At 72.1% G+C, this 26,481-nt stretch carries 16 protein-coding genes; 6 read left to right on the top strand and 10 right to left on the bottom strand.

The genetic code is table 11. The features are described from left to right. From E1298_RS13170 to E1298_RS13155, 4 genes are all read right to left on the bottom strand, one after another. Nucleotides 1-1,896, bottom strand: a 1,896-nt coding sequence (locus E1298_RS13170; protein WP_207944598.1) for a hypothetical protein, incomplete at its 3' end; no start/stop codon positions are given. Further along, nucleotides 1,893-3,074: a Kelch repeat-containing protein gene (locus E1298_RS13165; RefSeq protein WP_207944597.1), complete on the bottom strand. Its 1,182-nt coding sequence runs from the start codon at nucleotides 3,072-3,074 to the stop codon at nucleotides 1,893-1,895. The genes E1298_RS13165 and E1298_RS13170, both read right to left, overlap by 4 nt. Further along, on the bottom strand, nucleotides 3,071-7,813 hold the full coding sequence (locus E1298_RS13160) for a DUF6603 domain-containing protein (RefSeq protein ID WP_131892813.1): 4,743 nt from the start codon (nucleotides 7,811-7,813) through the stop codon (nucleotides 3,071-3,073). Before E1298_RS13160 ends, E1298_RS13165 begins: the two co-directional genes overlap by 4 nt. After that, a complete protein-coding gene (locus E1298_RS13155) occupies nucleotides 7,806-10,379 on the bottom strand; it encodes a M64 family metallopeptidase (protein ID WP_131892811.1) in 2,574 nt (857 codons plus the stop codon). Before E1298_RS13155 ends, E1298_RS13160 begins: the two co-directional genes overlap by 8 nt. 164 nt (nucleotides 10,380-10,543) lie before the next feature. On the opposite strand from E1298_RS13155, the gene E1298_RS13150 reads away from it, so the two are divergent. Beyond that, entirely contained in the window at nucleotides 10,544-14,326 is a 3,783-nt protein-coding gene (locus E1298_RS13150) for an nSTAND1 domain-containing NTPase (protein ID WP_131892809.1), read from the top strand. 47 nt (nucleotides 14,327-14,373) lie between these two features. Here the strand turns inward: E1298_RS13150 and E1298_RS13145 are convergent, their stop codons facing one another. After that, a complete protein-coding gene (locus E1298_RS13145; RefSeq protein WP_131892807.1) occupies nucleotides 14,374-15,117 on the bottom strand; it encodes an SDR family oxidoreductase in 744 nt (247 codons plus the stop codon). Nucleotides 15,118-15,276: 159 nt separating this feature from the next. Here E1298_RS13145 and E1298_RS13140 point away from each other — a divergent pair, with 159 nt between their 5' ends. Beyond that, nucleotides 15,277-16,209, top strand: a complete 933-nt coding sequence (locus tag E1298_RS13140; protein WP_131892805.1) for a LysR family transcriptional regulator — start codon at nucleotides 15,277-15,279, stop codon at nucleotides 16,207-16,209. Nucleotides 16,210-16,288: 79 nt separating this feature from the next. On the opposite strand, the gene E1298_RS13135 is transcribed toward E1298_RS13140, so the two are convergent. Further along, a complete protein-coding gene (locus tag E1298_RS13135) occupies nucleotides 16,289-17,776 on the bottom strand; it encodes a pyridoxal phosphate-dependent decarboxylase family protein (RefSeq protein ID WP_131892803.1) in 1,488 nt (495 codons plus the stop codon). Between the two features lie 71 nt (nucleotides 17,777-17,847). On the opposite strand from E1298_RS13135, the gene E1298_RS13130 reads away from it, so the two are divergent. Continuing rightward, the gene (locus E1298_RS13130) at nucleotides 17,848-18,873 is read left to right on the top strand and encodes a GlxA family transcriptional regulator (protein ID WP_131892801.1); all 1,026 of its coding nucleotides are present in this window, start codon (nucleotides 17,848-17,850) and stop codon (nucleotides 18,871-18,873) included. On the opposite strand, the gene E1298_RS13125 is transcribed toward E1298_RS13130, so the two are convergent. Continuing rightward, nucleotides 18,854-19,447 carry a TetR/AcrR family transcriptional regulator gene (locus E1298_RS13125; RefSeq protein WP_131892799.1) on the bottom strand — a complete coding sequence of 198 codons (594 nt, stop codon included), beginning with the start codon at nucleotides 19,445-19,447 and terminating at the stop codon, nucleotides 18,854-18,856. The genes E1298_RS13130 and E1298_RS13125 overlap by 20 nt on opposite strands. Before the next feature lie 77 nt (nucleotides 19,448-19,524). Between E1298_RS13125 and E1298_RS13120 the strand changes: the two genes are divergently transcribed. Both E1298_RS13120 and folP read left to right on the top strand, forming a co-directional pair. Then, entirely contained in the window at nucleotides 19,525-20,514 is a 990-nt protein-coding gene (locus E1298_RS13120) for an LLM class oxidoreductase (protein WP_131892797.1), read from the top strand. 224 nt (nucleotides 20,515-20,738) lie between these two features. After that, on the top strand, nucleotides 20,739-21,635 hold the full coding sequence (gene folP, locus E1298_RS13110; RefSeq protein WP_243725554.1) for a dihydropteroate synthase: 897 nt from the start codon (nucleotides 20,739-20,741) through the stop codon (nucleotides 21,633-21,635). Here the strand turns inward: folP and E1298_RS13105 are convergent. Then, the gene (locus E1298_RS13105) at nucleotides 21,632-22,288 is read right to left on the bottom strand and encodes a dihydrofolate reductase family protein (protein ID WP_165975447.1); all 657 of its coding nucleotides are present in this window, start codon (nucleotides 22,286-22,288) and stop codon (nucleotides 21,632-21,634) included. The two genes, folP and E1298_RS13105, sit on opposite strands and share 4 nt — an antisense overlap. Nucleotides 22,289-22,480: 192 nt before the next feature. Here E1298_RS13105 and E1298_RS13100 point away from each other — a divergent pair, with 192 nt between their 5' ends. Beyond that, nucleotides 22,481-23,575, top strand: coding sequence for a serine hydrolase domain-containing protein (locus tag E1298_RS13100; protein ID WP_131892793.1), 1,095 nt, complete (start codon nucleotides 22,481-22,483; stop codon nucleotides 23,573-23,575). Nucleotides 23,576-23,690: 115 nt separating this feature from the next. On the opposite strand, the gene E1298_RS13095 is transcribed toward E1298_RS13100, so the two are convergent. Beyond that, complete coding sequence (locus tag E1298_RS13095; protein WP_131892791.1) at nucleotides 23,691-25,742, bottom strand: sensor histidine kinase; 2,052 nt, start codon at nucleotides 25,740-25,742, stop codon at nucleotides 23,691-23,693. Next, nucleotides 25,732-26,421, bottom strand: a complete 690-nt coding sequence (locus tag E1298_RS13090; protein WP_131892789.1) for a response regulator transcription factor — start codon at nucleotides 26,419-26,421, stop codon at nucleotides 25,732-25,734. Before E1298_RS13090 ends, E1298_RS13095 begins: the two co-directional genes overlap by 11 nt. Between the last annotated feature and the right edge of the window lie 60 nt (nucleotides 26,422-26,481).

Genomic DNA, 26,481 nt, shown 5'->3' with positions numbered 1-26,481 from the left:
GACCACGGCGGGCGGGGTGGTCTTGGGAGGCGCGGCGGTGATGCCGCCGGTCTCCGGCGGCCGGTCCAGCCGGGGCACCAGGTCCTCCCTCGGGTCCCGGTCGAACTTCAGCCCCTTGACCAGCCGTCCGCCCGGCCGCATGATCCGGCGCATCTCGGGGGACACCGGCGCGGTCGCGACCTGGCTCTCCTCCACCTGGAAGCGGACGACGAGCTGCTCGATCACACCGGGCGGCCCCGCCGCTCCGGCCAGCTGTTCAGCGCCGGTCAACCCCGCCACGGCGGCGGCGGTGGCACGGGCCGCGGCCGGGCTCTGGATCAGCCGGGAGTGGGCCGGCGCGGTCAGCGTCAGCGCCTTCCCGGACGGGCCCGGCGGGGCGTCCGCGGCGCGGGCGGCGGGGACCGCGGCCGGGTCGAGGTGCTTGCCCTTGAGCCTGTTCCCCACCTCGCGGGCCAGCTGCGCGGCCCGGATCTTGGCGTTGGCGGTGAGCACATCGCCGATCTGGGCCCAGGCGGCGGCCATGAACTCCTCCTGCCGCGCCTGCACGACCTGGGTGCCGTAGTGGGCGGCGGCCCGGAACCGGGGGTCGAGGTTGAGGCGGTGCACCCAGCCCCGCAGCTCGCCCTCCGGCACCGGGCCGGACCCGCCGGTGAGCAGCCGGGGCGTGAGCGCGTGCCAGCGCCCGTACAGCGGCGGCGTGATGATCGGGTCGACCTCCTTCGCGAGGTCGGGGATCTTCTCCGACAGCTCGGTGTTGGCCGCGGCCGCGGTCTTGTGCTGGTACGCCTCGGCCAGGTTGATCAGCCCGGCCATCGCCTGCTGCCACTGGTTCGGGTACGGCGGGCGCTGCGGGTCGGCGTAGTAGTTGTCCCAGTTCTCGTAGGCGTCGATGTGCTCGTCGGCCTCGGGCAGCTGCAGGGCACCGCCGAGGCGCAGCACCCCGTCCGGCTGGGTGGGGGTGGTGACGCCCGGCAGCTTGAACCCCGGCGAGCGGTGGCAGTCCATGTCGCGGCGTCCGACCCGGTCGTCGGCCCGGATCGGCTTGAGCAGCCGGACCAGGTACTCGAAGTCGCCGGTGCTTCCGGTGGTGAACGACCAGCGGTGGTAGTACGGCAGCTGCACCGACGCGGGAGGAGTCCCCCAGCTCGGCGTCTTGGCCTCGATGTCCCCCGGCGCCATCCCCAGCCCGGCCCGCCGTCCGGTCTCGAAGGCGGGAACCAGGAAGGCGTGGTAGGTGGTGTTGGGCAGCAGATGCCGCGGGCACAGCAGCCTGGAGCAGGCGCTGTCGGGGTTCTCCCGCAGCACCCTGCGGAGGTTGGCCAGTGCGACCGGATCGCGCGCGGGGTCGAGGTCCAGGGCGAGCGGAACGTCGAGTTCGCCGTTGACGTGGACGTGCGCCCACGCGCCGAGCTCGGCGTGCGGCGGCAGAGCGGCGGGCTCGGTGACGGTGATGAACGGCAGCGGCCGGTCGGGCAGCGCGAACTCCTCGAACTCCGCCTTCGCCCCGGTCTCCGATTCGGCGGCGAGGACGATCAGCGCCAGCCAGGGCAGCAGCCGCTTGGTGCCGTCCTCCAGCACCGGGCTGTACCGCCAGAGGAAGTCCTCGTCGTAGAACTCGACGTGCGCCAGGTAGTTCGGCTCGACGTTGTTGGCGAACGGCCGGGGCTCGGTGCGCGAGACCGCCCGCGGGTCGACGCCGACGACATCGCCGGGGCCGTAGATCTGCACCGGCTGCTTGACGGTCTGCTCCAGAGCCTTGCCCGGGGTGAGCGGGTCCCCGGTCAGGGTGAGCTTCACCAGGACCGAGGCCCTGGGAGCCCGCTCGCGGGGCTCGGTGATCCGGGTGGCCAGGCCGGTGCGCAGCGAGGGCAGGAACGAGTAGGCGCCCGCGGTCATGAGCCGCTCCCGTACCGTTCCATGGTCTTGGTCAGCTCGACGACCGCCGGATCGGCCGCGGCAAGCCCGGAGGCGGTCACCCCGCCGATGACGTGCGCCGCGGCCCCGACGGCCACCGCGGCGAACGCCCACCGGCCGCGCACCAGCCCGGCCACCGTCGTCCACGTGCCGTTGTCGTACAGCAACGTGCCTCGGTAACCGGCCTCGTCCTCCGGCCGGTCGGCGCCGCCGATCACCAGCACCTTGCCGGCGCCCACCGCCACCGCCCGGTGGAACGCCCGGCCCGCGGGCATGGGGGCGGCGTCCGTCCAGGTGCCGGACTCCACGTCGTACACCTCGGCGGTCCGCTGGCTGCGCGGGTCGAAGCCGCCGTCGTCCAGCGCGCCCGGCGCGGAGCCGCCGGTCACCAGCACCCGGGTCGCCGACAGCGCGGTGGCCTGGTGCGCACGCCGCGGCCGTCGCATCGTGCCGGTCGGCGCCCAGGTCTTGCTGTCGGTGTCGTACACCTCGCAGAACGCCAGCGCCGGGTCGGCGGCGGTGCCCACCGGCGCACCGCCCCCGCAGACCAGCACCTTCTTGCCGTCCCGCAGCGCCACCGCGGCGTGGCCGCTGCGGGCGTCGGTCATGTCCGGCGCCGCCGTCCACGTCTCGTCGCCGGGATGGAACACCTCGGCGGAGCGCAGCGCCCTGACGGTCTGCCCGGACGGGACCGTGCTGCCGCCGGAGACGAGCACCGTGCCGTCCGACAGCAGCACCGCGCTGTGCCCCCAGCGCGCGGTGGCCATCGGATGCTTGGTCGGTGTCCAGGACTTCGCGACCGGATCGTACAGCTCGGCGGTGGCGAGCGCCGGGCCGGTCGGGCCGCCGGTTCCCCCCGTGACCAGCACCTTCCCGCTGGGCAGGACGGTCACGGCGTGCAGCTGGCGCGCGGTGCCGAGCGGCACCGGGGCGGCCCAGGTCTTGGTGCCGGTGTCGTACACCGCCGCGTGCTTGACCGCCGAGGACGCGGCGTCGGCGCCGCCGGCGACCAGCAGCGACTTGCCGTCCTTGAGCAGCACGGCGCCGTCGTGCCTGCCGTACCAGCTCACCGGCGCGGTGTAGTCGGGCGCCGGTGCCCAGGTGTCGGCGGCCACGGGGATGGCTCTGGTCATCTCGTCGGGCCTTTCGGTGTCGGTCACGGCAGGTAGATCTCGGCGGTGCCGTCCAGCACGGCGGGGTCAGGACCGGGGGCCGCGGGGCCGGCCAGGGCCACCCCGCCGACGGCCAGCACCCGGCCGTCCGCGAGCACCACGGCCGGGAAGTCCCACCGGCCCGCGCCCAGCGGGCCGGTGGCCGTCCAGGTTCCGGAGGACGGGTCGAAGAGCACCGCGTTCCGGTATCCGGCGGTGGAGCGGACGCGGTCGGTGCCGCCGACCACCAGCACCCGGCCGGACCGGGTGGCCACGCCGCGATGGCCGCTGCGGCCGCCGGGCAGGTCGGCCACCCGCGTCCAGGTCTTCGCGGCCGGGTCGTACAGCTCGGCGGCCGCCAGGCTCCCCGGGCGATGGGGCACGGCCGGCACCGCGTCCCCGCCGGTGACCAAGACCTTGCCGTCGCGCAGCGCGGTCGCCTGGTGGCCCTTCCTGGGCACGATCAACGCGGCGGCCGCGCCCCAGGTCTTCGTGGACGGGTCGTAGATCTCGCAGTAGGTCATGGCGCGCTCCCCGCGTCCGGTGAGCAGGGCGCCGCCGATCACGAACACCCGCCCCTCGGGGAGCGGCACCGCCTGGTGGCCGGTCCTGGCGTAGGCCATCGGCGGGAGGCCGGTCCACGTCAGGGTGGCCGGATCGAGCGTCTCGGCCGAGGTCAGCGTGGCCCGGCCCTGCCCGCCCCGGGCGCCGGTGCCGCCGATGACCAGCAGCTTGCCGTCGACCACGGTGGCCGAATGCCCATGGCGCGCGGTGCGCATCGTCTGCTGCGGGCTCGTCCACGTCCGGGCCACCGGGTCGTATACCTCGACCGAGGCCAGCGGGGTCCCGTCCGCGCCCACACCGCCGGCCACCACGACCCGGCCGTCCGGGAGCGCGGTCGTCGTGTGCCCTCGGCGGGCCGTCTTCAGCGCCGGACCGGCGGACCAGGTGGCGGCGACCGGATCGAAGAGCATCGTGCCGGCCACCGGCGCGCCGGACCCGTCCGCGCCGCCGGAGATCAGCACGTTCCCGCCGCCCAGCAGCACCGCCTCGGTGCCGGTGACGGCGGACGGCGCCGGGTTGGCCGCGGTCCAGGTGCCGGGCTGGGCCGCCGCCCCACCGGCGGCCTCCGCCTCGCGGATCACGTGCAGCCGCCCGGCCAGCCGGGGCTCGTCGCGGATCCACTCCGCCATGGCGTCGGCCGCGGCGGTCTGGCTGCCGAACCCGGCCGTGCTCGCGCCGGAGGCGGCGGGCGGGAACGCCTGGTGGTTGTTGCGCAGGTAGGCGATGACGAACCGGTCGCCGGTGACCTGGACCGACTCCGCCGCGTCGTAGGGCCGCCGCAACTGGGCCTCCCGCTGGGACAGCGGCGAACGGGCCGTGCTGCTGCCCTCCAGGAGCTGCCCGAACACCGCCGGGTGCGCGCGGTACAGCCGGGGCGGGCGCCGGCTGCCTGCCCCACTGGCCAGCGACATCGCGCTTCCGGCCGCGCTGGCTGGCGTCGCCGTTCCCGTCGCGCCGGCCGGCCTGGGCGGGTCGGCGTCCATGATGTGCAGCTCGTAGCGGGCGCTCCGGCGCACTACCCGCGTGGCGGCCAGCGCGCCCTTGTCCGCGGTCAGCTCCAGCCCGGCGTCGGCGTTCTCGAACGCCGGGCGCGACAGCTTGGCCGCGTCGTCCATGTCCTGGAACTGGGCCATCGGGAACCGCTCGCCGGTGTCGGACGCCTTGACCAGGCCGCTGCCCTGCTCCGGCGCGACGGTGAACCGCTTGCCGTCGCTGGGCCGCTGGCCGCCGACCCGGTCGATCCGCGTCCCCAGCGGGAGGGCGCGCTGGTGGATGAACAGCGTGCCGAGCGGATGCAGCACCAGATCGTCGGTCTCGGTCAGCTGCCGCAGCGTGACCAGCGGGTTGGCCCCGCCGCCCGGCAGCCGCGTCTGCCAGCCGTCGGTCTTGCGGATCTCGGACTCCAGCAGGCCCATCACCTGCACCGGCGGCAGGGTGGTGTCGCGCTCCTCGCCCCAGGTGATGTCGAAGTCCGCGGAGATCTCGAAGAACAGCAGCGAGATCGAGCCCCGGCCGTGCGCCCGCCACGGGGTCGGCCCTTCGAGCTGGAGGTGCAGGTCGATGCCGAACACCCCGACCCCGAACGCCTTGAGCGAGACCCCGGCGGAGATCTCGACGACGAACGCGAACGGGGAGAACCGGAACAGCGCGTCGAACCCGAGGTGCCCGTGGATGCCGAACTCGTTGAAACCGAGCCGTAGCTCCACCGCCGCGCCGAACTGGACGGTGTTGCTGGTGACCGCGAAGTAGCCGGTCACCCGGACCAGCCGGCCGGGGCTGTTCAGGATGTCCACCGTGAGCCGCTGCGGCACCGGGAAGGGCAGCGGCGGCGGCTTGAACGACGGGTGGAACCCGCCGACCGACAGCACCAGGTCGGCGTCGCCGCCCCAGGCCACCAGCAGCCCCATGCCGCCGTCGATGGTCATGGTGAGGATCCGCGAGTCGCGCATCTTGGCGAAGAACCACAGCCGGGACTTGTCCGGCTCGAACGCGCCGACGAAGTCGACCTGCAGCACCAGCAGCGGCAGTTCCTCGCGCGGCAGCACGCACCTGAGCACGCCGAGGATCGCCACGGTGCCGGGCGGGATCTCGATGACGATCCCGAGCGAGACGGTGACCAGCGCCGGGGTGCCCCAGCCCAGCTTGGCCATCGGCCCGATCAGGAACGTGCCCTCCTCGGGCGGGAAGAACCGGCGCAGGTCACTGATGATCCGCGGCGCGTTGGCCACCACGTCGCGCGGGAACATCACCGACTCGATCGCCCCGCTGACCACGCCCTCGACCAGGGCGCCGAGGTCCATCCGGCGGTTCAGCCCGATGATGCCGCCGACCCCGAGCAGCGTGAACCCGAACCCGAGCTGGATCCCGCCGCCGGCGAACTCGGCGGTGATGACGATCAGCAGCGAGAAGCCGGACGAGCCGTCCGGCATCCGGGTGGTGATCAGCCCGATGCCCTTGAGCGCGACGAGCCCGGCGAAGTCCAGTTCCAGCGCGCCGGCGTACTCGCCGTGGTCCGGATCGAAGTACAGGTATCCGCCGCCGGAGACGATCCCGGCGTTGACCGACAGCCCGACCCCCTTCGGCGGCAGGAACCCCAGCGACACGTCGAGCGGGCCGAGGTTGCCGTCCATGTTCGGCTTGGGCACCAGGTTCGCCGACAGCCCGATCCGCTCCACCACCGCCTTGACCGGCCCCAGGTCGGCCTTGATGGTCGCGCCCAGCGCGACCGGCAGTCCGTCTGCGGACGGCGCCGCGGAGATCGTCAGCCCCTGCACCTCGACGGGCCCGATCTTGATGTGGGCGGGCACCTGGAGCTCCAGGTTGGAGGCGCCGCGGAAGTAGAACCCGTCCCGGTGCGAGATGCCGACGGTCAGATCCGCACCCACGGTGAACCCGCCGCCGGGAAGGATCTTGGCGATGAAGCCGTCCGCCCCGCCCGGCGAGAACACGAACTCCAGGCCGTCCAGCTCGAACTCGGCGTAGACGTCAGCCCCGCCGCCGGCCAGCCGCACCCCGCCGGTTCCGCCGATCTTGCGGAACTGCAGGCGCGTCCCGTCCCTGGCGCCGATCAGCAGGACCGGTTCGCCGCCGGCGTTCTCGCGCTCGACGGCCACCTCGATCGAGCCGTCCCGGCGGACGGGCGCGCCCTCGCCCGCGAACCCGACCACCGTCTCGATCGGCCGGCCGGGACGGAGCAGGAGCGCGACCCCGCCGCGCAGATCGAGATCGCTGCGGATGGTGATCGCGATGTCCGGGCCGAGCGGGATCCGGAGGCCCAGTTCCCCGTCGAACGACGGCAGCAGGGCGACCCCCGGAAGCCGGTCGCCGTCGGCCGGCAGCGGCATCAGCCGGAGCTCGGCGATCCGGTGCTCCTGCCCTTCCCCCGCGGCCGGGTCGCTGACCTGCTCGAAGAGCACCGCCCTGACCGCTCGTACCTCGTCGTCGCCGAGTTGGCGGACCGTCCCCTGAACGGCCTCGACCACGGGCTCGTCGACGACCGGAAGGGTCACCCGCATGCCGAGCGCCATCAGCAGGTTGTCGATCTGCCCGGCCAGCGCCGGGTAGTCGAACTCCTGCTCTCCCCATCCGAAGGCGGCCTTGAGCGGGCCGGACGGGTCGGCCAGTGCCTCCGGCAGCTCGGTGAGGTCGAGCGAGACATGCCGATAGGGCGGCCGGTTCCCGGCGGCCGGCACGAACCGGATCCGGATGACCCCCAGGGCGGTGAGCGCGAACGCCAGCGGCGGCTGGTAGTGCCGCAGGTAGTCGACCACCAGGTGGTCGATGAGCTGCTTGGGGAACTTCTCCCGGAACCCGTCCGCCCGGAGCGGTTCCGGGATCGCCGAATCGGGTGCCGCGGCGATCCCGCGTATCCCCTCGATGACCGCCTGGGTGGCGCCGAGCACCCGTCCGATCCCGTCCGCCGAGAAGCGGGGCGGCTCCAGCGGGCCGCTGTGCGAACCGCCGAGGTTGATGCCGCCATCGCCCAGGAGCCCCCGCAGCGCGTCGTACAGCGTGTCGACGCCGGAGCCGAGGTCCTTGACCGGCTGCGGGATGGTCTCCGACCGCCAGCCGAGCCTGCGCAGCAGGCCCGCGAACGACTCCGGGGACGCCAGCGCCTCGCGCAGCGGAAGCATGGCCTGCCCGATCCCGGCGAGCAGCGTGGCGACGGTACCGGCCTCAGTCATGGTTGTGCTCCGGGTAGAACATCCCTCTGACCAGGGCGTGGAAGCCCGGATCGATCCGATTGACGATCAGCCACTTGCACACGAAGCAGAAGGCGCTGTAGTCGTCCCGCGCGGAGCTGTTCCTCATCTTGCACGCGCCGGCCGGCCGGTAGGCCGCTCCGGCGAAGTGGTCGGCGCCCTCGAAGACACCGATCATGGTGCTGGGCTGGGCCGGCTTCCGCTGCCCCGGGATCCGCACCGGCACATCGGCCTCTTCACTGAAATGGAAATGCTCCCTGTTCTTGTTCAGCGGAGTGCGGTGTTCCTGGAGGAATTTCAACACGCTCTTGCGGACCACAGGGATCTCTTTGCCCGCGCCGTCCTGCATCGGCACGAAGACCGCCGATCCCTTCTTGAAAGTCGGGAACGGGCGGGGCGGCAGCGCCGATCCGCCGAGCACGATCGTCCCGCGGGTGACATCGTTGTCGACCACGACCAGCCCGTTCAGCTGCTGCTGCGGGGTCGTCGGGAACGGGAACTGCCGGCCGTTCGGACGGGGATCGAAGTTCTGCAGCCGCACCGGGAACTGCCGAAGCTGAGCGAAGATCCAGGCGCCTATATCAAGGGCGCCCACGTTCACTTCGATTCCGTTGTTCCTCTCTTGGGAATCCGCGGACAGCGTTGAGGAAATGAGGATGGCGGGCAACTTGAGCCATTCGACCTTCGCCGGGTCGATCGCCCTGGGCGGCGGGCTGTTGGACCGTATGCTGCTGTACAGCGTCACGTTGTCCCAGGGAAGGTCGTACTCCGGAGCGTCGCCGTCGAACTCCTCGTACTCGTCGCCCAGGTTGAAACTGTGCCCGAACTCGTGCGCTATCGTGTCGGCGAGACCGTCCGGTTCCTCGGCGAACTTTGGAATCTTCCGGAACATCCGCTGCGGGTCGATTCCGTCGCTCGGGCCACCGTATTCGTACACGACGCGGTTCTTGCTCGCCACGGTCTGCGCGGCGATCGTCAGGCCGTTCATGTTCGTCCCGCCGCTGAGGTAGTCGTAGACGATCAGGCCGACCAGACCCCGGCTCCGCTGGAAGACCGAGTCGTCGAAGAACCAAGCCTTGCCGATGTCGTAGAGGGTTCCCGATTCCCCTTTGAACTTCAGCCCGGCGGCCAGCCGCAGGACGCTGTTGTCCGGGTTGGGGCGGCGGGAGTTGGCGTACAACTCGGGAGGGTGCCGCCGGGGGTCGAATCCCAAATGCCTGTTCAGCGCCGTGGTGTAGAACTCGTACACCCGGCCGATGAACCTCGTCATCGCCTCGCTGGAACGGTCGAGGGCAGGCTTCACCACCGCCGGATTAGTGGCAGTCGACTTCCCGGACGCGCGGTCGGCGAAACGCCCGCCCAGCACGAGACCGAACACCGTATCCCGCACGTGCAGCATCCCGGTGCACTGGAGCCCTTTCCAGGCGTCCACCGTCTCGCCGTCCACCCGCGTCGGGTCGAAGTCGGGCAGCCCCTGCCGATTCCACAGCTCGGCCAGATGCTCACGCGCCTCGTTGCGTTGCGGCAGCCCGACGCGCGCGACGAGCGCCGCCATCGTGTAGAGCTTGGGCTTCTTGGAGTTGACCCGCATGTCGAAGGGGATCGCCAGACCGGTGGGCACCCTTCCGGTCGCCCGGTCGGTCACCCTGAACCCGCAGGTCACCCCGTTCTCCTCGGACGGGACAAAGGAGTTGAACACGTTGAAGTGCTCGCGCAGCAGCCCATAGGGCTCATGCCTCGGCGTGGCGTTGTCGAAAATAAGATCGGTGGCCCGGTAGGCGAACTCGTAGAACTTGGTCTTCTCGGCGTCGGTGAATCCCTCGGGGAGGAACAGGATGTTCTGCAGCTCCGACGACTGCGACACGTTGTTCCGCAATGACGCGTCGAGGTCGGTCCTGACCTTGCCGTAGTCAACGACCCGGACCGCCAGCGACCGCACCATGTCGCGGTAGTTCCCGGTGATGCTGACCGGATGGTGCACGCCGTCGGGGTCGGTCACGGCGACGCCCCGGAGCCGTCCGTGCTCGTTCACCACGACCGTGTCCGGGTGGTCCGGCGTCAGCGCGACGTATCCGTGGCCCGTGATGTCCCCGACCAGGTCGGTTCCGGTGGGTTCGTTGATGAACCTCGCGTAGAGCGTGGGCTGCGCGTGGTAGATCTCCGGATCCAGCGCGGTGGTGATGGAGTTGTTCCCGAACCACCAGTTCATGATCCGGTTGTGCACCTGGAGCCGGCCGACGATGTAGTCGTCGCCGGCCCGGATCTGGAACAGGTACACGCCGGGCTCGGTCGCGGTGACCTGGCCGGTGGCGGGGTCGACGGTGGGCAGCCCGTCGAACCGCTTGCCGGGGTCCCGGTGCGGTGCCATGAACTCGTACACCGCGTCCGTGACCGGGTTCGGGTCGAGCCGGTACCGCCTCGGGTTGCTCTCGTGCCTCCTCCTACGGAACACCTTCAGCGTCAGCGGCTTCGCCCCGTCGAGCACGGCGTGCACGTCGCAGTGCGGGAAGAGCACCAGATCCGTGAAGTCGTCCGCCATGGCGTCCACCGCTCCCCCGCTCCCCTGACCTGTTCGCGCCGTCCGGTTCTAACACCGCGGAGTTGTTTGGTTCCGGAACGCTCTCAACTGACAAACAATCCGTGGATAACCTCCCTGTAAGGATGCTCTTGGAGCAGGGGCATACGGCCTGGTGGGAGCCGAGGGGGTAGCGCATGCCGCGACCGGAACGTCCGTTGTCCTCCGAGAGCCCGCCGCTACTGGAATTCGCATCGGACCTCCGTCTGCTCCGCGAGAAGGCCGGCAAGCCGACCTACCGACAGCTCAGCGAGTCGGCGCACTACTCGGTCACCGTGCTGGCGCAGGCCGCCGCCGGCCGCAAGCTGCCGAGCCTGGCGGTGACCCTGGCCTACGTCGACGCCTGCGGCGGGGACGTCGACGAATGGCGCGCCCGCTGGCACAGCGTCGCCGCCGACCTGGAGTCGGCGGCCGCCGCCGCTCCCGCCGAGAAGGACCGGCGGCCCCCGTTCCTCGGGCTGGCGCCGTTCCAGCCCAGCGACGCCGACCGGTTCTTCGGCCGGGACGAGCTGATCGACCAGCTCCTGCGGCGGGTACGGCAGCGGCGTTTCGTCGGCGTGTTCGGCGCCTCCGGCTCCGGCAAGTCCTCGCTCCTGCGCGCCGGCCTGCTGGCCCGGGCCGAGAACCGGCCGACCATGATCATCACGCCCGGCCCGCACCCGATGGACGAGCTCGCGCTGCGGCTGGCGCGCGCCACGGGCCGTCCGGCCGAGGAGATCCGGGCGGACCTGGCCGCCGACCCGGCGAACCTGCACCCGCGGCTCCAGCGGGCCCTGCTGGCCAAGCGCAGGCACGCCGACGCCCTGCTGATCGTGGACCAGTTCGAGGAGACCTTCACCCTGTGCTCGGACGAGACCGAACGCGCCCGGTTCATCGAGGCGCTGGTCCACGCCGCGAACCGGCGGGGCAGCCGGGTGCGGGTCGTGCTGGGGGTGCGGGCCGACTTCTACGGCCACTGCGGCCGGCATCCGGAGCTGGCCGCCGCGCTGCGGGACGCGCAGATCCTGGTGGGCCCGATGAGCGCCGCCGAACTGCACCAGGCGATCACCAAGCCCGCCGTCGCGGAGGGGTATGTGATCGAGTCCGCGCTGGTCTCCCGGCTGATCGCGGAGGCGGCGGCGCAGCCGGCGTCGCTGCCGCTGGTCTCGCACGCGCTGCTGGAGACCTGGCGGCGCCGGCGCGGCACCCGGCTGACCGTCCAGGGATACGAGGAGGCCGGCGGGATCCAGCACGCCATCGCCCGTACCGCCGAGGAGGTCTACACCTCGCTGGACCCCGAGGGGCGGATCGCGGCCAAGCGGATCTTCCTGCGGCTGGTCAGCGTCGAGCAGGACACCGCGGACGCCAAATGCTGCGCCGGCCTGCACAGTTTCGGTGAGTCCGGAACGGTGACCATGGTGATGGAGAGGCTTGCCGCCGCGCGGCTGATCCAGCTCGACGACAACTGCGTGCAGATCACCCACGAGGCGCTGATCCGCTGCTGGCCGCGGCTGCGCGACTGGCTGACCGACGACCGGGAGAGCCTTCGGCTGCACCAGCAGCTCGCCGCGGCCGCCGAGACGTGGGAGGCGCTGCAGGAGAACCCCGATGCGCTCTACCGCGGCACCCGGCTGGCCAGGGCCAAGGAGTGGGCGGACGGCAACGACGGCGCGCTCACCGGCCGGGAGCGCCGGTTCCTGGCCGCCGGCCTGGCCGCCGAGGCCGCCGAGCAGGCGACGGCCGCCACCCGCACCAGGCGGCTCCGGCAGGCCGTGGTGCTCCTCGCGTGCCTGCTGCTCGTGGCGGTGACGTCCGTCGGCTACGCCGTCCACTCCCAGCGCCTGGTCGCCGACCAGCGCAACCAGGCGCTGGCGAGCAACGTCATCACGCAGGCGGCCGCGATGCGGGACGAGAACCCGCCGCTGGCCCTGCGGCTGGCCCTGGCCGCGCACCGGCTGGCGCCGTCGCAGGCCACCCGCGACAGCCTGTTCAGCACCTTCGCCGCGCCGTACGCGACGCTGCTGACCGGTCACCGCAGCGATCTGGTCGCCATCGCCTACCAGCCCGGCAAGGCGGTGCTGGCCACCGCGAGCTGGGACCGGACCGCGGTGCTGTGGGACGTGCGGGACATCAACCGGCCCCGCCGGCTCGCCACCCTCACGCTGCCGGACAGCCTCAAGGCGGTGTCCTTCTCCTCCGACGGCCGCCTGATGGCCACCGCCAGCGGCGGCGCCGCGCAGCTGTGGGACGTCACCGACCCCGCCCGTCCGGCCCGGGTCTCGACGTTCGCCAACGCCACCAGGACGGTCGGCGCGGTGGCCTTCGGGCCGGACGGCCGGATCGCGGCGACCGGCAACGGGGACCGGACGGCCCAGCTGTGGGACCTCACCGACCCGCGCCGCCCCTCCTCGCTGGCCGGTTTCCCGGCCCACGCCGGTCCGCTGGGGTCGCCGGTGTTCAGCCCGGACGGCCGCCGGCTGCTCACCGTCGGCGGCCGCACCGCCCGGCTGTGGGACATCGGCGACCGCCGCTCGCCGCGTCCGCTCGGCCGGCTGTCCGGGCACACCGGGGTGGTGGCCGGCGGAGCGTTCAGCCCTACCGCTCCGGTGGTGGCCACGGCCAGCTGGGACCACAGCGTCCGGTTGTGGGACATCAGCCGCCCGGGCGACCCCGTGCCCCTCCAGGTGCTGCGCGACCATGACGCGCTGGTCTGGTCGGTGGCCTTCAGCCCGGACGGCACCACCCTGGCCAGCCAGGGCCGGACCCTCCGGCTCTGGGACGTCACCCGCCCCGGCCGGGCGAGGGAGGTGGCCGTGCTGCCCGGCGGCGCCTACACCACGGCGTTCAGCCCGGACGGCGCCTCGATCGCGGTGCCGGGCCGGGCCGGGCTGCGGCTCCAGGACGTCCGGGAACTGCCGCTGGCCGATCACCGCGACGTCGTCGCGGCGGTCACCTTCAGCCCCGACGGGCACACCCTGGCCACCGCGAGTTGGGACCGCACGGTCCGTCTGTGGGACGTCACCGATCCGCACCGGCGCAGCCCGCTGGGCGTGCTCACCGAGGCCGGCGGCTTCGTGCGCTCCGTGGATTTCAGCCCGGACGGGCGGCTCCTGGCAAGCGGCAGCGACGACGGCAACACCCGCGTCTACGCCGTCGCCGATCCGCGCCGTCCCGTCCTGCGCGCCACCCTCCCCGCCAAGGACGGCGAGGTCACCGCGGTCGCGATCAGCCCGGACGGCCGCCTGCTGGCCGCCGGATCGGAGCGGACGATCAGCCTCTGGGACCTCACCGAGCCCGCCTCGCCCCGCAGGCTGACCCAGATCCCCGCCCACGGCCGCGGGGTGCACACCGTCGGTTTCAGCCGCGACGGCCGGGTGCTCAGCACCAGCGGCGGCGCCGACGCGGGTCGGCTGTGGGACGTGACCGACCCGGCCGTACCGCGCGAACTGCCCTTCCCGTTCCGCGGCGACGAGATTCCCAGCCAGGCGTTCAGCGCCGACGGCACGCTGCTGGCCACCATCGCCGACCGCCAGACGGTGCGGCTGGTCGACATCCGCGACATCCGCAGGCCCCGGCAGGTCGCGCTGCTGACCGGCCACTCCGGCACGGTCTACGCCGGCGCCTTCACCCCGGACGGGCGTCGCCTGGCCACCAGCGGCGCCGACCACACCGCCAAGCTGTGGGACATCGGCGATCCCCGCCGTCCGGCTCTGATCGGCACCTTCTCCGGCCACACCTCCGACGTGCCCACCGTCGCTTTCAGCCCGGACGGGCACACCATGGCCACCGGCAGCAACGACTACACCGTCAAACTCTGGGAAACCGACCTCGGCCGGATCACCGCACGGATCTGCGCCCTGGCCACCACCGGTATCAGCGACGCCGATTGGAAGCGCTATTTCCCCGGCGTCCCCCACCGGGACCCTTGCGCGAACCGCTGACGTCCCGGCCGGGCCGTCCAGCAACCGCCCGGCGGCGTGAATTCGGCTCAGAGCTGGGAACCGCCGCCGTCCACCGCGAGTTCGGCGCCGGTGGTGTAGGTCGCGTCGAACGCCAGGAAGACGACCGCTCTGGCGACCTCGGAAGGCGCGCCGAGGCGCAGCATGGGGTTGTCGGCCGCCATTTGGGCCTTGGTCTGCTCGGCCGCCTCCTTGGGCATCGACTTCTCCAGGATCCCCGAATCGATCGGGCCGGGGCTGACCGCGTTGACGCGGATCTTTCGCGGGAGCAGCTCGCGGGCGAGACTGCGGGTCATGGAGCGAAGCGCCGCTTTGCTGGCCGCGTACGCGCTGAGCATAGGAAGGCCCAGCACGTTCGCCACCGAGGTGGTCAGAACCACGCCGCTGCCCTCGGCCAGCAGAGGAGCGAGCTTCTGCACGGTGAAATACGGCCCCTTCGCATTGATCGCGAACAGCTCGTCGTAAAGCTCCTCGGTCGTCTCCTCGAAGGGCGCGAAACCGTTGACGCCGGTGTTGGCGAACAGGGCGTCCAGCGTGCCGAATTCTGCCTTGACCCGGTCGGCCAGCGCCTCGATGTCCACCTGCGAGGCGGCGTCGCTCCGCACGGTGACCGCGTTCTCGCCGAGCCGGTCGCGGGCGGCGTCCAGCCTGGCCCGGTCGCGTCCGGTGATGAGGACGCGGGCGCCCTCGTCGGCGAGCAGTTCCGCGGTGGCGAGACCGAAACCGCTGCTGCCTCCCGTGATCACGACACTCTTGCCGTCGTACTTGCCCATAGCGGATGTCCCCTGTTCTCAAAGCCGTCCATTGTCCTCGTCCGGAGGCGGTTCTCCGCCGCACCGGACGATGTCGAGTCAACGACGCGCCGAGCCGGGTGTCCAAGACCTGTGTTGCACCCCGTCATACGCGAACCGCATGACGGTTAGGCTGGATATGTGGCTGATAATCCGGTTCCGTCGACCGCGCGCGCCATCGACGCCGACCTCGACCTGCGGCTGGTGCGCTACTTCACGGTCGTGGCGGAGCATCTGAACTTCGGTCGCGCCGCCGACGCGCTGCACCTGGCTCAGCCCTCGCTGAGCCGCCAGATCCAGCGGCTGGAGCACCAGCTCGGAGTCCGGCTGCTCGACCGCACACCGCAGGGCAGCCGCCTCACCGGGGCCGGTGCCGCGTTCCTCCCCCAGGCACAGGCGCTCCTGCACGCCGCCCAGCAGGCCACGCTGACCGCGCGCGCCGCGGCACCGCCCCGCACGATCACCATCGGGTACGTCGACGACCTCGTGATCACTCCCGCGGTGCGCGATCTGCGGCGCCGCCACCCCGCGGCCCAGGTCCGCACCCGCCACCTGAACTGGGACGAGACCGGCGCGCTGTCCGATGGCCGGGTCGACGCGCTCATCGCGCGCGCGCCGCTCCCGTCGTCGACGGAGCGGCTCCAGGTGACCGTGCTCTACGACGAACCCCGCGTGCTCGTCGTACCCGCCTCCCACCGCCTGGCCGGCAAGGAATCGGTCACCCCCGACGACATCGCCGACGAAGCCCTTGTGCCGTGCACCGGCACCGGCACGGGCGCCGGCTGGAGCGAGTTCTGGCGTCTCGAACCCCGCCCCGGCGGCCACCCGGCACCGCTCGGCCCGATCGTCGTCGACACCTTCGAGGACAAGCTGGAACTCATCGCTGACGGCCGCGCCCTCGCCGTCCTGCCCGCCGGTGACCGGCGCATCACGCTCAGGGACGACCTCGCCGCCCTCCCCCTGGACGGAATCGACCCCTGCCAGGTCGTCGTCGCCACCCGCGCCAACGACCGCAACCCGCTGGTCGCCGACTTCCGCGACACGGCCCGAACCCACTTCACCGGGCCCCTCTGACGAACGCCGCGTCCCGATCCGCGCCGAGCGCGGCGTCGACCAGCTCTTCTGCCACGGCTGGGCCAGGGCGCCCCGTGGCTCAGCCGTTCACCTCGTCGCGCGCCCGGCCCAGTGCGTCGACCACGTCCTCGACGTCCTGCGCCCTGGTGCGGTGGCTGGTCACGCACAACCGGACGGCGGGGCGGCCGCCCACGCTCACCGGGCTGATCCAGGCCCGTCCGCTCCGGACGACGTGGGCGGCGACGGCCGCGTGCCATCGCGCGCTGCGCTCCCGGTCCAGCGCGTCCGCGCCGGGGTCGACGACGCACACGAGCGGCAGCGGGGTGTCGTTGATCCGGCTCCAGCCGTGCTCGGCAAGGCGGCGCGCCAGCAGCACGCCCAGCTCGACATCGCGTTCGAGCTGTTCGGCGAAGCCCTGCCGGCCAACGGCCGCCAGGGCCAGGAACACCTTGAGCCCGGCGAACCGGCGCGACCACTGGACGCTCGTCGTGTACGGGTCGGCGGCCCCCTCGGTGTCGGGCGGCATGTACGAGGTGCTGACCCGGAAGGCGTCCGCCAGGGCCTCGGGATGCGGGGTGAGGAACATTCCGGCTCCCATAGGCGCGGACAGCCATTTGTGCGCGTCCACGGTGACGCTGTCGGCGCGCTCCACCCCGTCCAGCAGCGGACGCAGCCGGTCCGAGAGCGCGAGGGCCCCCGCCCAGGCCGCGTCGACGTGGAAGTGCAGGCCCCACTCGTCCGCCAGGCGGGCCAGCTCCGGTAGCGGGTCGAGCGCGCCGCCGCCGGTCGTCCCGGCGGTGCCGACCAGCAGGAACGGCGCCCTGCCCGCGTCCAGGTCCGCCTGGTGCATGCGGCGCAGCCGCTCGCCGTCGAGGCGGTGCGCCGCGTCCGCCGGCACCAGCCGGACGGCGTCGCGGCCGAGGCCGGTCAGGTGAGCGATCTTCAGCCAGGCGAGATGGCTCTCCGCCGAGGCGTACAGGACGGGCCGGGCCGGCAGCCCGGCCAGGCCGGACTCGGCGTACGAGCCGAACCGGCGCGTCAGCGCGACGACCACGGCCGTCAGGTTCGCCTCGGCGCCGCCGACGGTGAAGCTCCCTTCCGTGGTGCCCGGCATCCCCAGCCGGGCGGCGAGGAAGCGCAGGACGTGCCGCTCCATCTCGACGGCGGCCTCGGCGTGGCTGTAGGCGGCGAGCTGCGGGTTGACCGCCGCGGCGATGAGCTCGCCCGCCACGCCCCACCAGGTGGGCGTGGGGTTGAACAGGCCGAAATAGCGCGGATGCGTCGTCTGCACCCCCCAGCTCCGCAGCTCCCGAATGATCTCGGGCACCACCTCGGCGGCCGGACGGGCCGCGTCGAACCGGTAGCCGTCCAGCCAGTCACGGATCTTCCCCGTGCCCGGTTCGGCAGGTGCCACCGGCCCCTCGGCCACCGTCTCCGCGTGCCGTCCGACCAGCGCGACGACGTCGGCCAGCAGCCGTGCGCCCTCCCGCGCGCCGATGTCCAGCGGCCCCGGCGCCTCCAGGGACGATCCGCCGGGCGTCCGCGCCATGATCTCTGTCTCCGCCATGATCCCCAGCCTGGGCGACCGGGCCGGTCCCCACCACTGGCGAAAAGGACGTGGAGGAGTAGATTTGCGCCATGCCGGATCAACCGGGGCGCCGCCGCGTCGCCATTCCCGTCCTGGAGGACTCGCCGCTCTTCGAGCTGGCCGTCCCTTGCGAGGTCTTCGGCCGGGACCGCCTCGACCTGACCCCGCAGTGGTACGACCTGACGCTCTGCCACACCACGAACGCGACCCAGAGCTCCCTGAACGGCCTGTGGCTGACCGCCCCGCAAGGGCCGCACGCCATGCGCGACGCGGATCTCATCGTCGTACCGGCCTGCCTGACCCCTGCGTACGAGCCGCCCGCAGCGCTCCTGGACGCGCTTCGCGAGGCGCACGACCGGGGAACCCGGATCGCCGCCCTGTGCTCCGGCGCCTTCGTCCTCGCCGCCGCGGGTCTGCTGGACGGGCGCGAGGCCACCACGCACTGGATGCACGCCGAGGAGCTCCGCCGCCGCTACCCGCGGGTCCGGGTCAGGGAACGCGCGCTCTACATCGACGAGGGCTCCATCCTCACCAGCGCCGGGACGGCCGCCGGGATCGACCTGTGCCTGCACATCGTCCGGCGCGACTTCGGCTCCGCGGTCGCCGCCGAAGTCGGCCGGCGGATGGTCATCGCCCCGCACCGGCAAGGCGATCAGGCGCAGTACGCGCCGCTCCCGGCATCCGGCCCGATCCGCGCGGACGAACTCGCGCCCGTGCTGGACTGGGCCGTCCAGCGCCTCCACCAGCCATTGACCATCGGCCGCCTGGCCGAGCGCGCCGCCATGAGCACCAGGACGTTCGGCCGGCGCTTCGCCCGCCAGGTGGGCATGACCCCGCTGAAGTGGCTCACCCAGCAGCGCCTGGCCGCCGCCCGGGAGCTGCTGGAGACCACGAACCTGCCCATCGACGCGATAGCCAAGCGCACCGGGTTCAACACCGGCGACGTCCTGCGCCAGCACTTCCACCGCCACATCGGCACGACCCCCACCGCCTACCGCCGCAGCTTCAGCGCCCCTCACCCGCCGGAGGCCGCGCGGCCGGACGACGTCCAGCGCGTCAGCCGAGGGAGGCGTTGACCAACTGCGCGAGATGGACGGCGGCGTCGCGGAAAGGAGCGTCGTCGCCGGTGACGCGGCTCAGCAGCTCGGCCCCTTCCAGCATCGCGATGACGGTGCCGGCCAGGGCGCGGGCGGCGGCCGGGTCGATCCCGGAACCCTCCAGCTTGGCCGCGACCATGCCCTGCCAGTGGACCAGGGCCTCGGTCGCGGTCTGCTGGATGCCGGGGACGCGGCCGACGGTCTCCAGCGCGGTGACGGCGATGGGGCAGCCGTCACTCCAGTCCGACTGCTTGAGCGTCTCGGCCTGGAGAAGCGCGCAGGCGGCCACGGCCTGGGCGGGGTCGTCGCTGGACGACAGGCCCCGCGCGAGCACCCCGCTGAACTCCGCGGCGCCGTACCTCATCGCCTCGATGGCCAGTTCCTGCTTGCCGCCGGGGAAGAAATGGTAGACGGAGCTGACGGAGGCTCCGGCAGCCCGGGCGATGGGCTTGACCGAGGCGCCTTCGTACCCCTGGCGTTGGAGCAGCGCCGCGGCGGCCTGGACGATGCGGCCGCGCGTGTCGCTCTCCGTGGACGACGGCTGGGCTGCCATGCCGACAGCCTACCTGGTTGGAACGTTCGCTCCAGCGTCCTATAGTCTGGATCGAACGTTCCAACCAGGAGGGCACGATGACGGCTTCATGGACGACGGCTTCTTCATGGAAAGGGCACCCTGGATACGAGCGCATGTTCGCCCCCGGCAGGCTGACGGTCGGCTTGTTCCTGCCGCTGTGGCCGTATCCGGGGAACATGGCGGCGATGCAGGGCCAGAGCGCCGTGGTGGAGGACGCCGAGCGGTCGGGCTTCGCGGCGGCATGGGTACGCGACGTCCCTCTCGCCGACCCCGGCTTCGGCGACGTGGGCCAGGTGTACGACCCGTGGTCGGCGCTGACCTGGCTCGCGGCGCGCACCTCGCGGATCTCCCTCGCGGCGGGCAGCGTCATCTTCACCTTGCGGCATCCCATCGACCTGGCCAAACAGGCGGCGTCGATCGACCACCTCAGCGGCGGGCGGCTGGTCCTCGGCGCCGCCTCGGGCGACCGTCCGGTGGAATTCCCCGCCTACGGCGTCGACTACGAGACGCGCGGCGCCCGGTACCGGGACGCGGTCGACACCTTCCGGAAACTGCACGAGCCGAAGTCCGGCGACGGCCTGGACCTCCTCCCCAAGCCGACCCATGGACGCATCCCGCTGCTGATCACCGGTTCCTCGCAGCAGTCACCCGAATGGATCGCCGAGAACGCCGACGGCTGGCTCATCTACCCGGGCGTGACCGCCACCGCGGACGGGCCGCGAGCACTCGGCCGCAAAATCACCACGTGGCGGAACCTGATACCCGGACAGGAATTCCGTCCGGTCATCACCAATGAGTGGATCGACCTCACCGAAGACCCGGGCCACCCGCCGACCCCGCTGCGCGGCGGCTTCGTCCTGCGCACCGGCACACGGGGCCTGCTCGACCTCCTGAACCGCTGGCAAGAAGAAGGCATCAACCACGCCGCCCTGGGCGTCCAGCACGGCCGCAGGCCCGCGGCCGAAGTGGTGGCCCAACTCGGCGAAGAGGTCGTCCCCCATTTCCCGGCACTATCAGCCGCTCCGCCACTCACCCCCTCTTGGTGACCGCTCTTTGCTCCGAGGATCAAAGGAAATGACCGCTGGGCAGATAGGGCGCAGAATCGGTCATACCGCGCACCGCGAGGTAGCCTTCCCGGCCGATGTCAAGGCGAGCGGCCAGGCTCTGACTCCGACTCGTCACGAGCGCGGGACGGCGACGGGTGCGAGCGGACAGGTAGTCGGCCGTCCGCTTGCTATGCTTGGCGTCCGATTCAACCGAGGTGGTCCAGGTGCCCGAAAGTGTCTACTATCCCGAGCTCATCAGTCCTCAACGGACGATCGGGCGGCGCACATTTGACTTCTCCCGCCAAGTGGCCATAATGGCGATAATCAACCGCACACCCGACTCCTTTCATGACCGGGGCCGCACATTCAGCCTGGATAAGGCGCTCATGGCCGTCGAGAACGCTCTGATCCACGAGGTCGACTGGCTCGATATCGGCGGTGTTCCCTTCGCCCCGGGCCCCCCGGTGAGCGTCGAAGAAGAGATAGACCGCGTGGTACCCGTGATCGAGGGCGCCCGATCCCGTACGGACGCGGTCATCTCCGTTGAGACCTACCGTCCCGACGTGGCCCGCGCCGCCTTCGCCGCCGGCGCTGACGTGCTGAACAACACAAGCGGACTCCACGACCCCGCCCTCGCCGACGTGGTCGCAGAGACGGGCAGCGGCCTCGTCATCACTCACAGCCTCGCCGACCCCCGGACCCCCTACCCTCGTCCGGAGTACGACGACGTGGTCTCCGAGGTCGCCGAGTTCCTCCGCCGGCGGGCCGACCTGGCGGAAAAACGCGGCGTGCCCTCAGACCGGATCATCATCGACCCCGGCCACGACCTGAACAAGAACACCCGCCACTCACTTGAACTGACCCGCCGCCTCCCAGAGATCGCCCAGATCGGCTACCCCCTGCTGGTGGCGGTGTCCAACAAGGATTTCATCGGGGAGACACTGAAGCGAGAGCAGGAAAAACGCATCGAGGGCACCCTCGCCACGCTCGTCGTGTCCATCCTGAGCGGTGCGCGCATTGTACGGGTCCACGACATCGAAGAGGCAACACAAGCGGTGAACATGGTCGAAAGCATTCTCGGCTGGCGCCCTCCCGCCTACATGCGCCACAATGTCATCTAGGTCTGCGCCATGCGGTAACGCAGGAACAGGTAGTTTCCATCCTGAACCGCGTGGCAAAGCTCCATGCTCTGCATATCGATAACCGGACCGTCCAAGATGCGCGCGGCGTCGCCGGCGGTGATGGACGGACTCAACGTCAAACACAGTTCATGCAACCACCCCGCAGCGGCGACCTCAGCGAGCACGACCGGCCCGCCCTCGCAGAGCTGGCGCGCATACCCCTGCTCCGCCAGCCGCTGCAAAGCCTCGCCCATGTCCGCGGAATCGGCACCGCAAACCATGACCTCAGCACGCCTCTCCGCCTCGCGCAGCCGCTCGACCGGAGCCGCGCCACAAGTAACCACGATCGGCGGTGTGGGCGCCTCAACGAAAAGCGGCCCCTCGAAATCGAGCCGCAGGCTCCGCGACACAATCGCCAGCTTCGGCGCGCCGGGCGGATACGACCCATACTCCCGGACGGTCGTGGCCCCCATGATCACAACGTCGGCCAACGTCCTGAGATGCTGCATCAAGGCCCAGTCACCCGAGTAACCGAGAGCGCTCGTACTCCCCCGGTACTGGATCCCCCCGTCCAGCGTCGCAATCATGTTCGCCCGCAACCACGGCGCCGTCTCCGGATACGCATACCCCTCAAGCATCGCACTCACATCCACCCGAGCACTGTAGAGGAGCCCACCTCCACCCCGGCCAACGCGACAACCAGCCCGCTTCATGACCCTCCGGACTGTCGGCTTCTCGGCCCGGCGTGTAATCCAGAAGCCGGTTCTCGTGGGTGCGTGAATCAGGGGCGGCTCAGGGGCGAACCCTGATGATCGCCGCCTGCCGGTGCTGCCAGGCTCGTCGTCATGATCTCCCTGGGTGTCCGCCTCACCGGCGGCGTGTGCGCGGCCGTCGCCGTGCTGTCGATCACCGGTCCGGCCAAGGCCGCGCCGCCAACTCACGACAAGGCACTGCGATCCGCTCTCGACGCGATCGTCGCCACCGGGCAAGCCGGTGCGACCGTCGAGGTCAGACGGGACGGCGGGGTGTGGCGCGCCACCAGTGGCCGTGCGCGCGTCGACCGTCCGGCCCCGCCCCCGCGCGACGGCCGGTTCCGCGCCGGCAGCGTGACCAAGACCTTCACCGCCACCGTGGTCCTCCAGCTCGTCGCCGAGGGCCGCATCGGATTGGACGACCCCGTCGAACATTGGCTGCCCGGCCTGGTGAAAGGCGGCGCCGCCGACATCACCGTCCGCCATCTGCTGAACCACACCAGCGGCCTGCCCGACCCCACCGACGCGCTGATCGACGACCAGGGCCTGCCGCGCGACCGCTGGCGCACGTGGAGACTCACCGAACTGGCCCGGCTGTCCAACCGGCTGCCCCGCGCCCCGTATCCCCCCGGCACGCACTACGCCTACTCCAACAACGACTACATCCTGCTCGGGCTGATCATCGGGAAGGCCACCGGCCACTCGTTCCGCACCGAGATCACCCGCCGCGTCCTCACACCGCTTCACCTGCACGGCACCGTGCTGCCCGGCGCCGACCCCCGGCTGCCCTCGCCGCACGCCGACGGCTACGCGACCGTCCGCCGCGACGGCCGCGACGTCGTCTATGACATGACCCTCCTCAACCCCACCATGGCGGCCTCCGCCGGGGAGATCGTCTCGACCACCGCCGATCTGAACCGCTTCTTCGCCGCGCTGCTCGGCGGCCGCCTCGTCCGTCCCGACCTCCTCGCCCAGATGACCGCCGAGACCGGCGGATTGGGCGTCGAGACCACCACACTGGGCTGCGGCATCCGGATCCACGGGCACGGCGGCGGCATACCCGGCTATCTCACCGTCGCCTTCACCTCCACCGACACCCGCCGCCAGGTCGCACTGTCGATCAACCGCAACAAGCCAGACGATCCCTCCCCCGCCATCATGACCTTCCTCAACGCCGCCTTCTGCTGAACCCCGGCCACGACGCCCCCCGACCCGCCCAGTGGTAGAAGACCCACGTGCCGATCATGCTACGGCTCGGTGAGCGACGCCGCCTTGGCCGAGTGGCGTTCGTGGAGCGCTGGTTTTACGGCGATGGCTTTTCGCCGTGGTCCGGCGAGTGGGGCAGCCGCAGGACGAACGTCGCGCCCTGGCCCGGCTCACCGCGCACCGCCGCGGACCCGCCGTGCGCCTCGGCGAGCTGGCGCACGATGGCCAGGCCCAGTCCGCTGCCGCCGGTTTGCCGGCTGCGCGACTTCTCGGCGCGCCAGAACCGGTCGAAGACGTACGGCAGGTGTTCGGGCGCGATGCCCGGCCCGGTGTCGGACACCTCGATCAGCACGTCCTCGCCGTCGGTGTACGCGCGCAGGCTCACCCGTCCGCCGGCCGGCGTGTAGCGGACCGCGTTGGCGAGGAGGTTGCCGACCGCCTGCCGCAGCCGTACCGGATCGGCGTCCAAGGACGGACGACCGGTCACCTCGACGGTCAGGACCGTCCCGGCGGCCTCGGCCGCGGCGCGGTAGACGGTCGCGATCTGCTCGACCAGGTCGGCCACGTCGACCGGCTCGGGGTGCAGCCGCAGCCTGCCCACGTCGGCGAGCGCGAGCTGCTGCAGGTCGTCCACGATGTGCTGCAGCAACATGGCCTCCTCGACCAGCGAAGCGGTCAGCGCCGGGTCCAGCTCGGCCACGCCGTCCTGGGCGGCCTCCAGCCAGCCGCGGATGTTGCTCAGCGGCGTGCGCAGCTCGTGCGACACGTCGCTGACCATCGCCTTGCGCTGCCGCTCCATGCGGTCCAGGTGCTCGGACATCTCGTTGAACGCGGCGCCCAGCTCGCCGACCTCGCCCTTGGCGCGCACCATGACCCGTGCCGAGCCGTCGCCGGCCCGCATCCGCCGGGCCGCCGCGGTCACCGCCCGCACCGGCCGCATCAGCCGGGTGGCGACGAGCACGCTGACCCCGGCCGCCAGGGCGAGGATCACCGCGGTGACCCCCGCGATGCCGTACGGGTCGATGGCCGGCGTACGGTCCTCCGGCGAGCCGATGTAGAGCAGCGTGGCCGGCGCGACGTACGGCTTCAACTGGGCGCGGCGCGCGGTGGCCAGGCACTCGGCGGCCGACGCCGGAGCGGCCGGCTTGCCGGTCTCGTCCAGCCACACGTCGACCCGGCTTCCGTGGCACTGCCGGACCAGGGCGGCGAGCTGGTTGAGCGCGCGCTTCTCGGTGGTGGTCGGCCCGGGCGCGTCCGGTGAGCACGGCGGCGAGCCGGGGCTCGACGGCGCGGAACGCACCGTGCGCTCCGGCGTCACCGCGGGGCGGTCCTCCGGCCGATCGCCGGGCGGCCTGCCGGGCGCGGTCCCCGGCTGCTTCGGCTTTCCCGCCGGCTCGGTCGACGGAGCGGGGTTCGGCGTCGTCGCGGCCGCGACCGATCGGACCCCCGCACCGTCGGCGAGCCGTACCTCTTCGCCTCCGGACGTTCGCACGAGCGCCACGCCGGGCGGCCCGGCGAGCGCCGCTCGCGGTGTGGAAGGGCCGTGTCCGGACGGCGCGCCGACGGGCGGGGGCGGGCGGTCCGTGCTCGGTGCCGTGGTGGCCGGACCGCCCTCGCGGCGGAGGTACGGGCGGCCGCCGGGTCCGATGGCGACCGTGGCGCGCTGGCGTTCGTGGCGCAGGCAGGCCGCCTGCGCGTCGACCTGCTCGCGCAGCCGTACCCGCTCGGGCTCGGGCAGCCGGAACGGCCCGACCGCGCGCGCGTCGATCCGGTCGGTGGCCGCGCCGGGTGCCAGCGAGACGTCCACGGCGAGCGGGTCGACGACGGCCGAGGCGCGCGCCGGCAGCGGCGGCCGACCGGCCGCCGAGTCCGCGATCCGGGTGCCGCCCTCGGTCGCCAGCGCGACCCGCTGGCCGCTCTGCCGGGCCAGCCCGTGCACGGTCTCCTCGGCGCCGTCCCACCGCGGGTGGCTCGCCGCGTAGCCGAGCAGCGCGTCGTTGATGCGGGCGTCGCGGGCGAGCGTCCGGCCCTGCTGATGCCGGATCTCGCCGGACGTGCTGCGCGCCGCCAGCCACGCGGTCGCCACGATCGAGCACACCGCGATCAGCACCGAGCTGGCGACCAGTCGTACGAGCAGGCTATGGCGCATGGTCGCCGACCAGCTTGTACCCGACGCCGTACACCGTGCGCAGCCGGACGGGGCGGCGGGGCTGCGGTTCGATCTTCTTGCGCAGGTTCTTCACGTGCACGTCGACCGTGCGCTCGGTGATGAAGCGGTCGAAGCCGTGCAGGTGCTCCAGGAGCTGCGCCCGGGTGAAGACCCGCTCCGGCCGCGCGGCCAGTGCCTCCAGGATGCGGAACTCCGCGGGCGTGCACTCGACCTCGCGCCCGTCCGCGAGCACCGTGTGCCGCTCGGGGTCCACCGTGATGCCGCCGACCCGGTACACCCGCTCGCCGCTTCCCTGCCCGGCCCGCCGCAGCAGCGTGCGCACCCGGGCCATCAGCTCGCGCGGGCTGTACGGCTTGGTGACGTAGTCGTCGGCGCCGAGGTCGAGGCCGAGCAGCAGGTCGTCCTCTGTCGAGCGGGCGGTCAGCATCAGCACCGGCACGTCGGACTCGGCGCGCAGCCCGCGGCACACTTCGAGGCCGTCGACGCCCGGCATCATCACATCGAGCAGGACGAGGTCGGGGCGGCGCGCGAGAGCCTCGTCCATCGCGGCCCGCCCGTCGTGGACGACGACCACGGAGTGCCCTTCGCGCCGGAGATAGCGCCGCAGCAGCTCCGCCTGTTTGGCGTCATCCTCAGCAACCAGGACATTTGCGCACATAGTCCCCGAGCGTAGGCGACGCGTGACCGGCACCACGGGATCATCACATCGGCCTTACAG

Origin of the sequence: Actinomadura rubrisoli (genome assembly GCF_004349215.1) — a bacterium.
Lineage (GTDB): Bacteria > Actinomycetota > Actinomycetes > Streptosporangiales > Streptosporangiaceae > Spirillospora > Spirillospora rubrisoli.
This window is presented reverse-complemented; position numbering and strand designations above follow the sequence as displayed.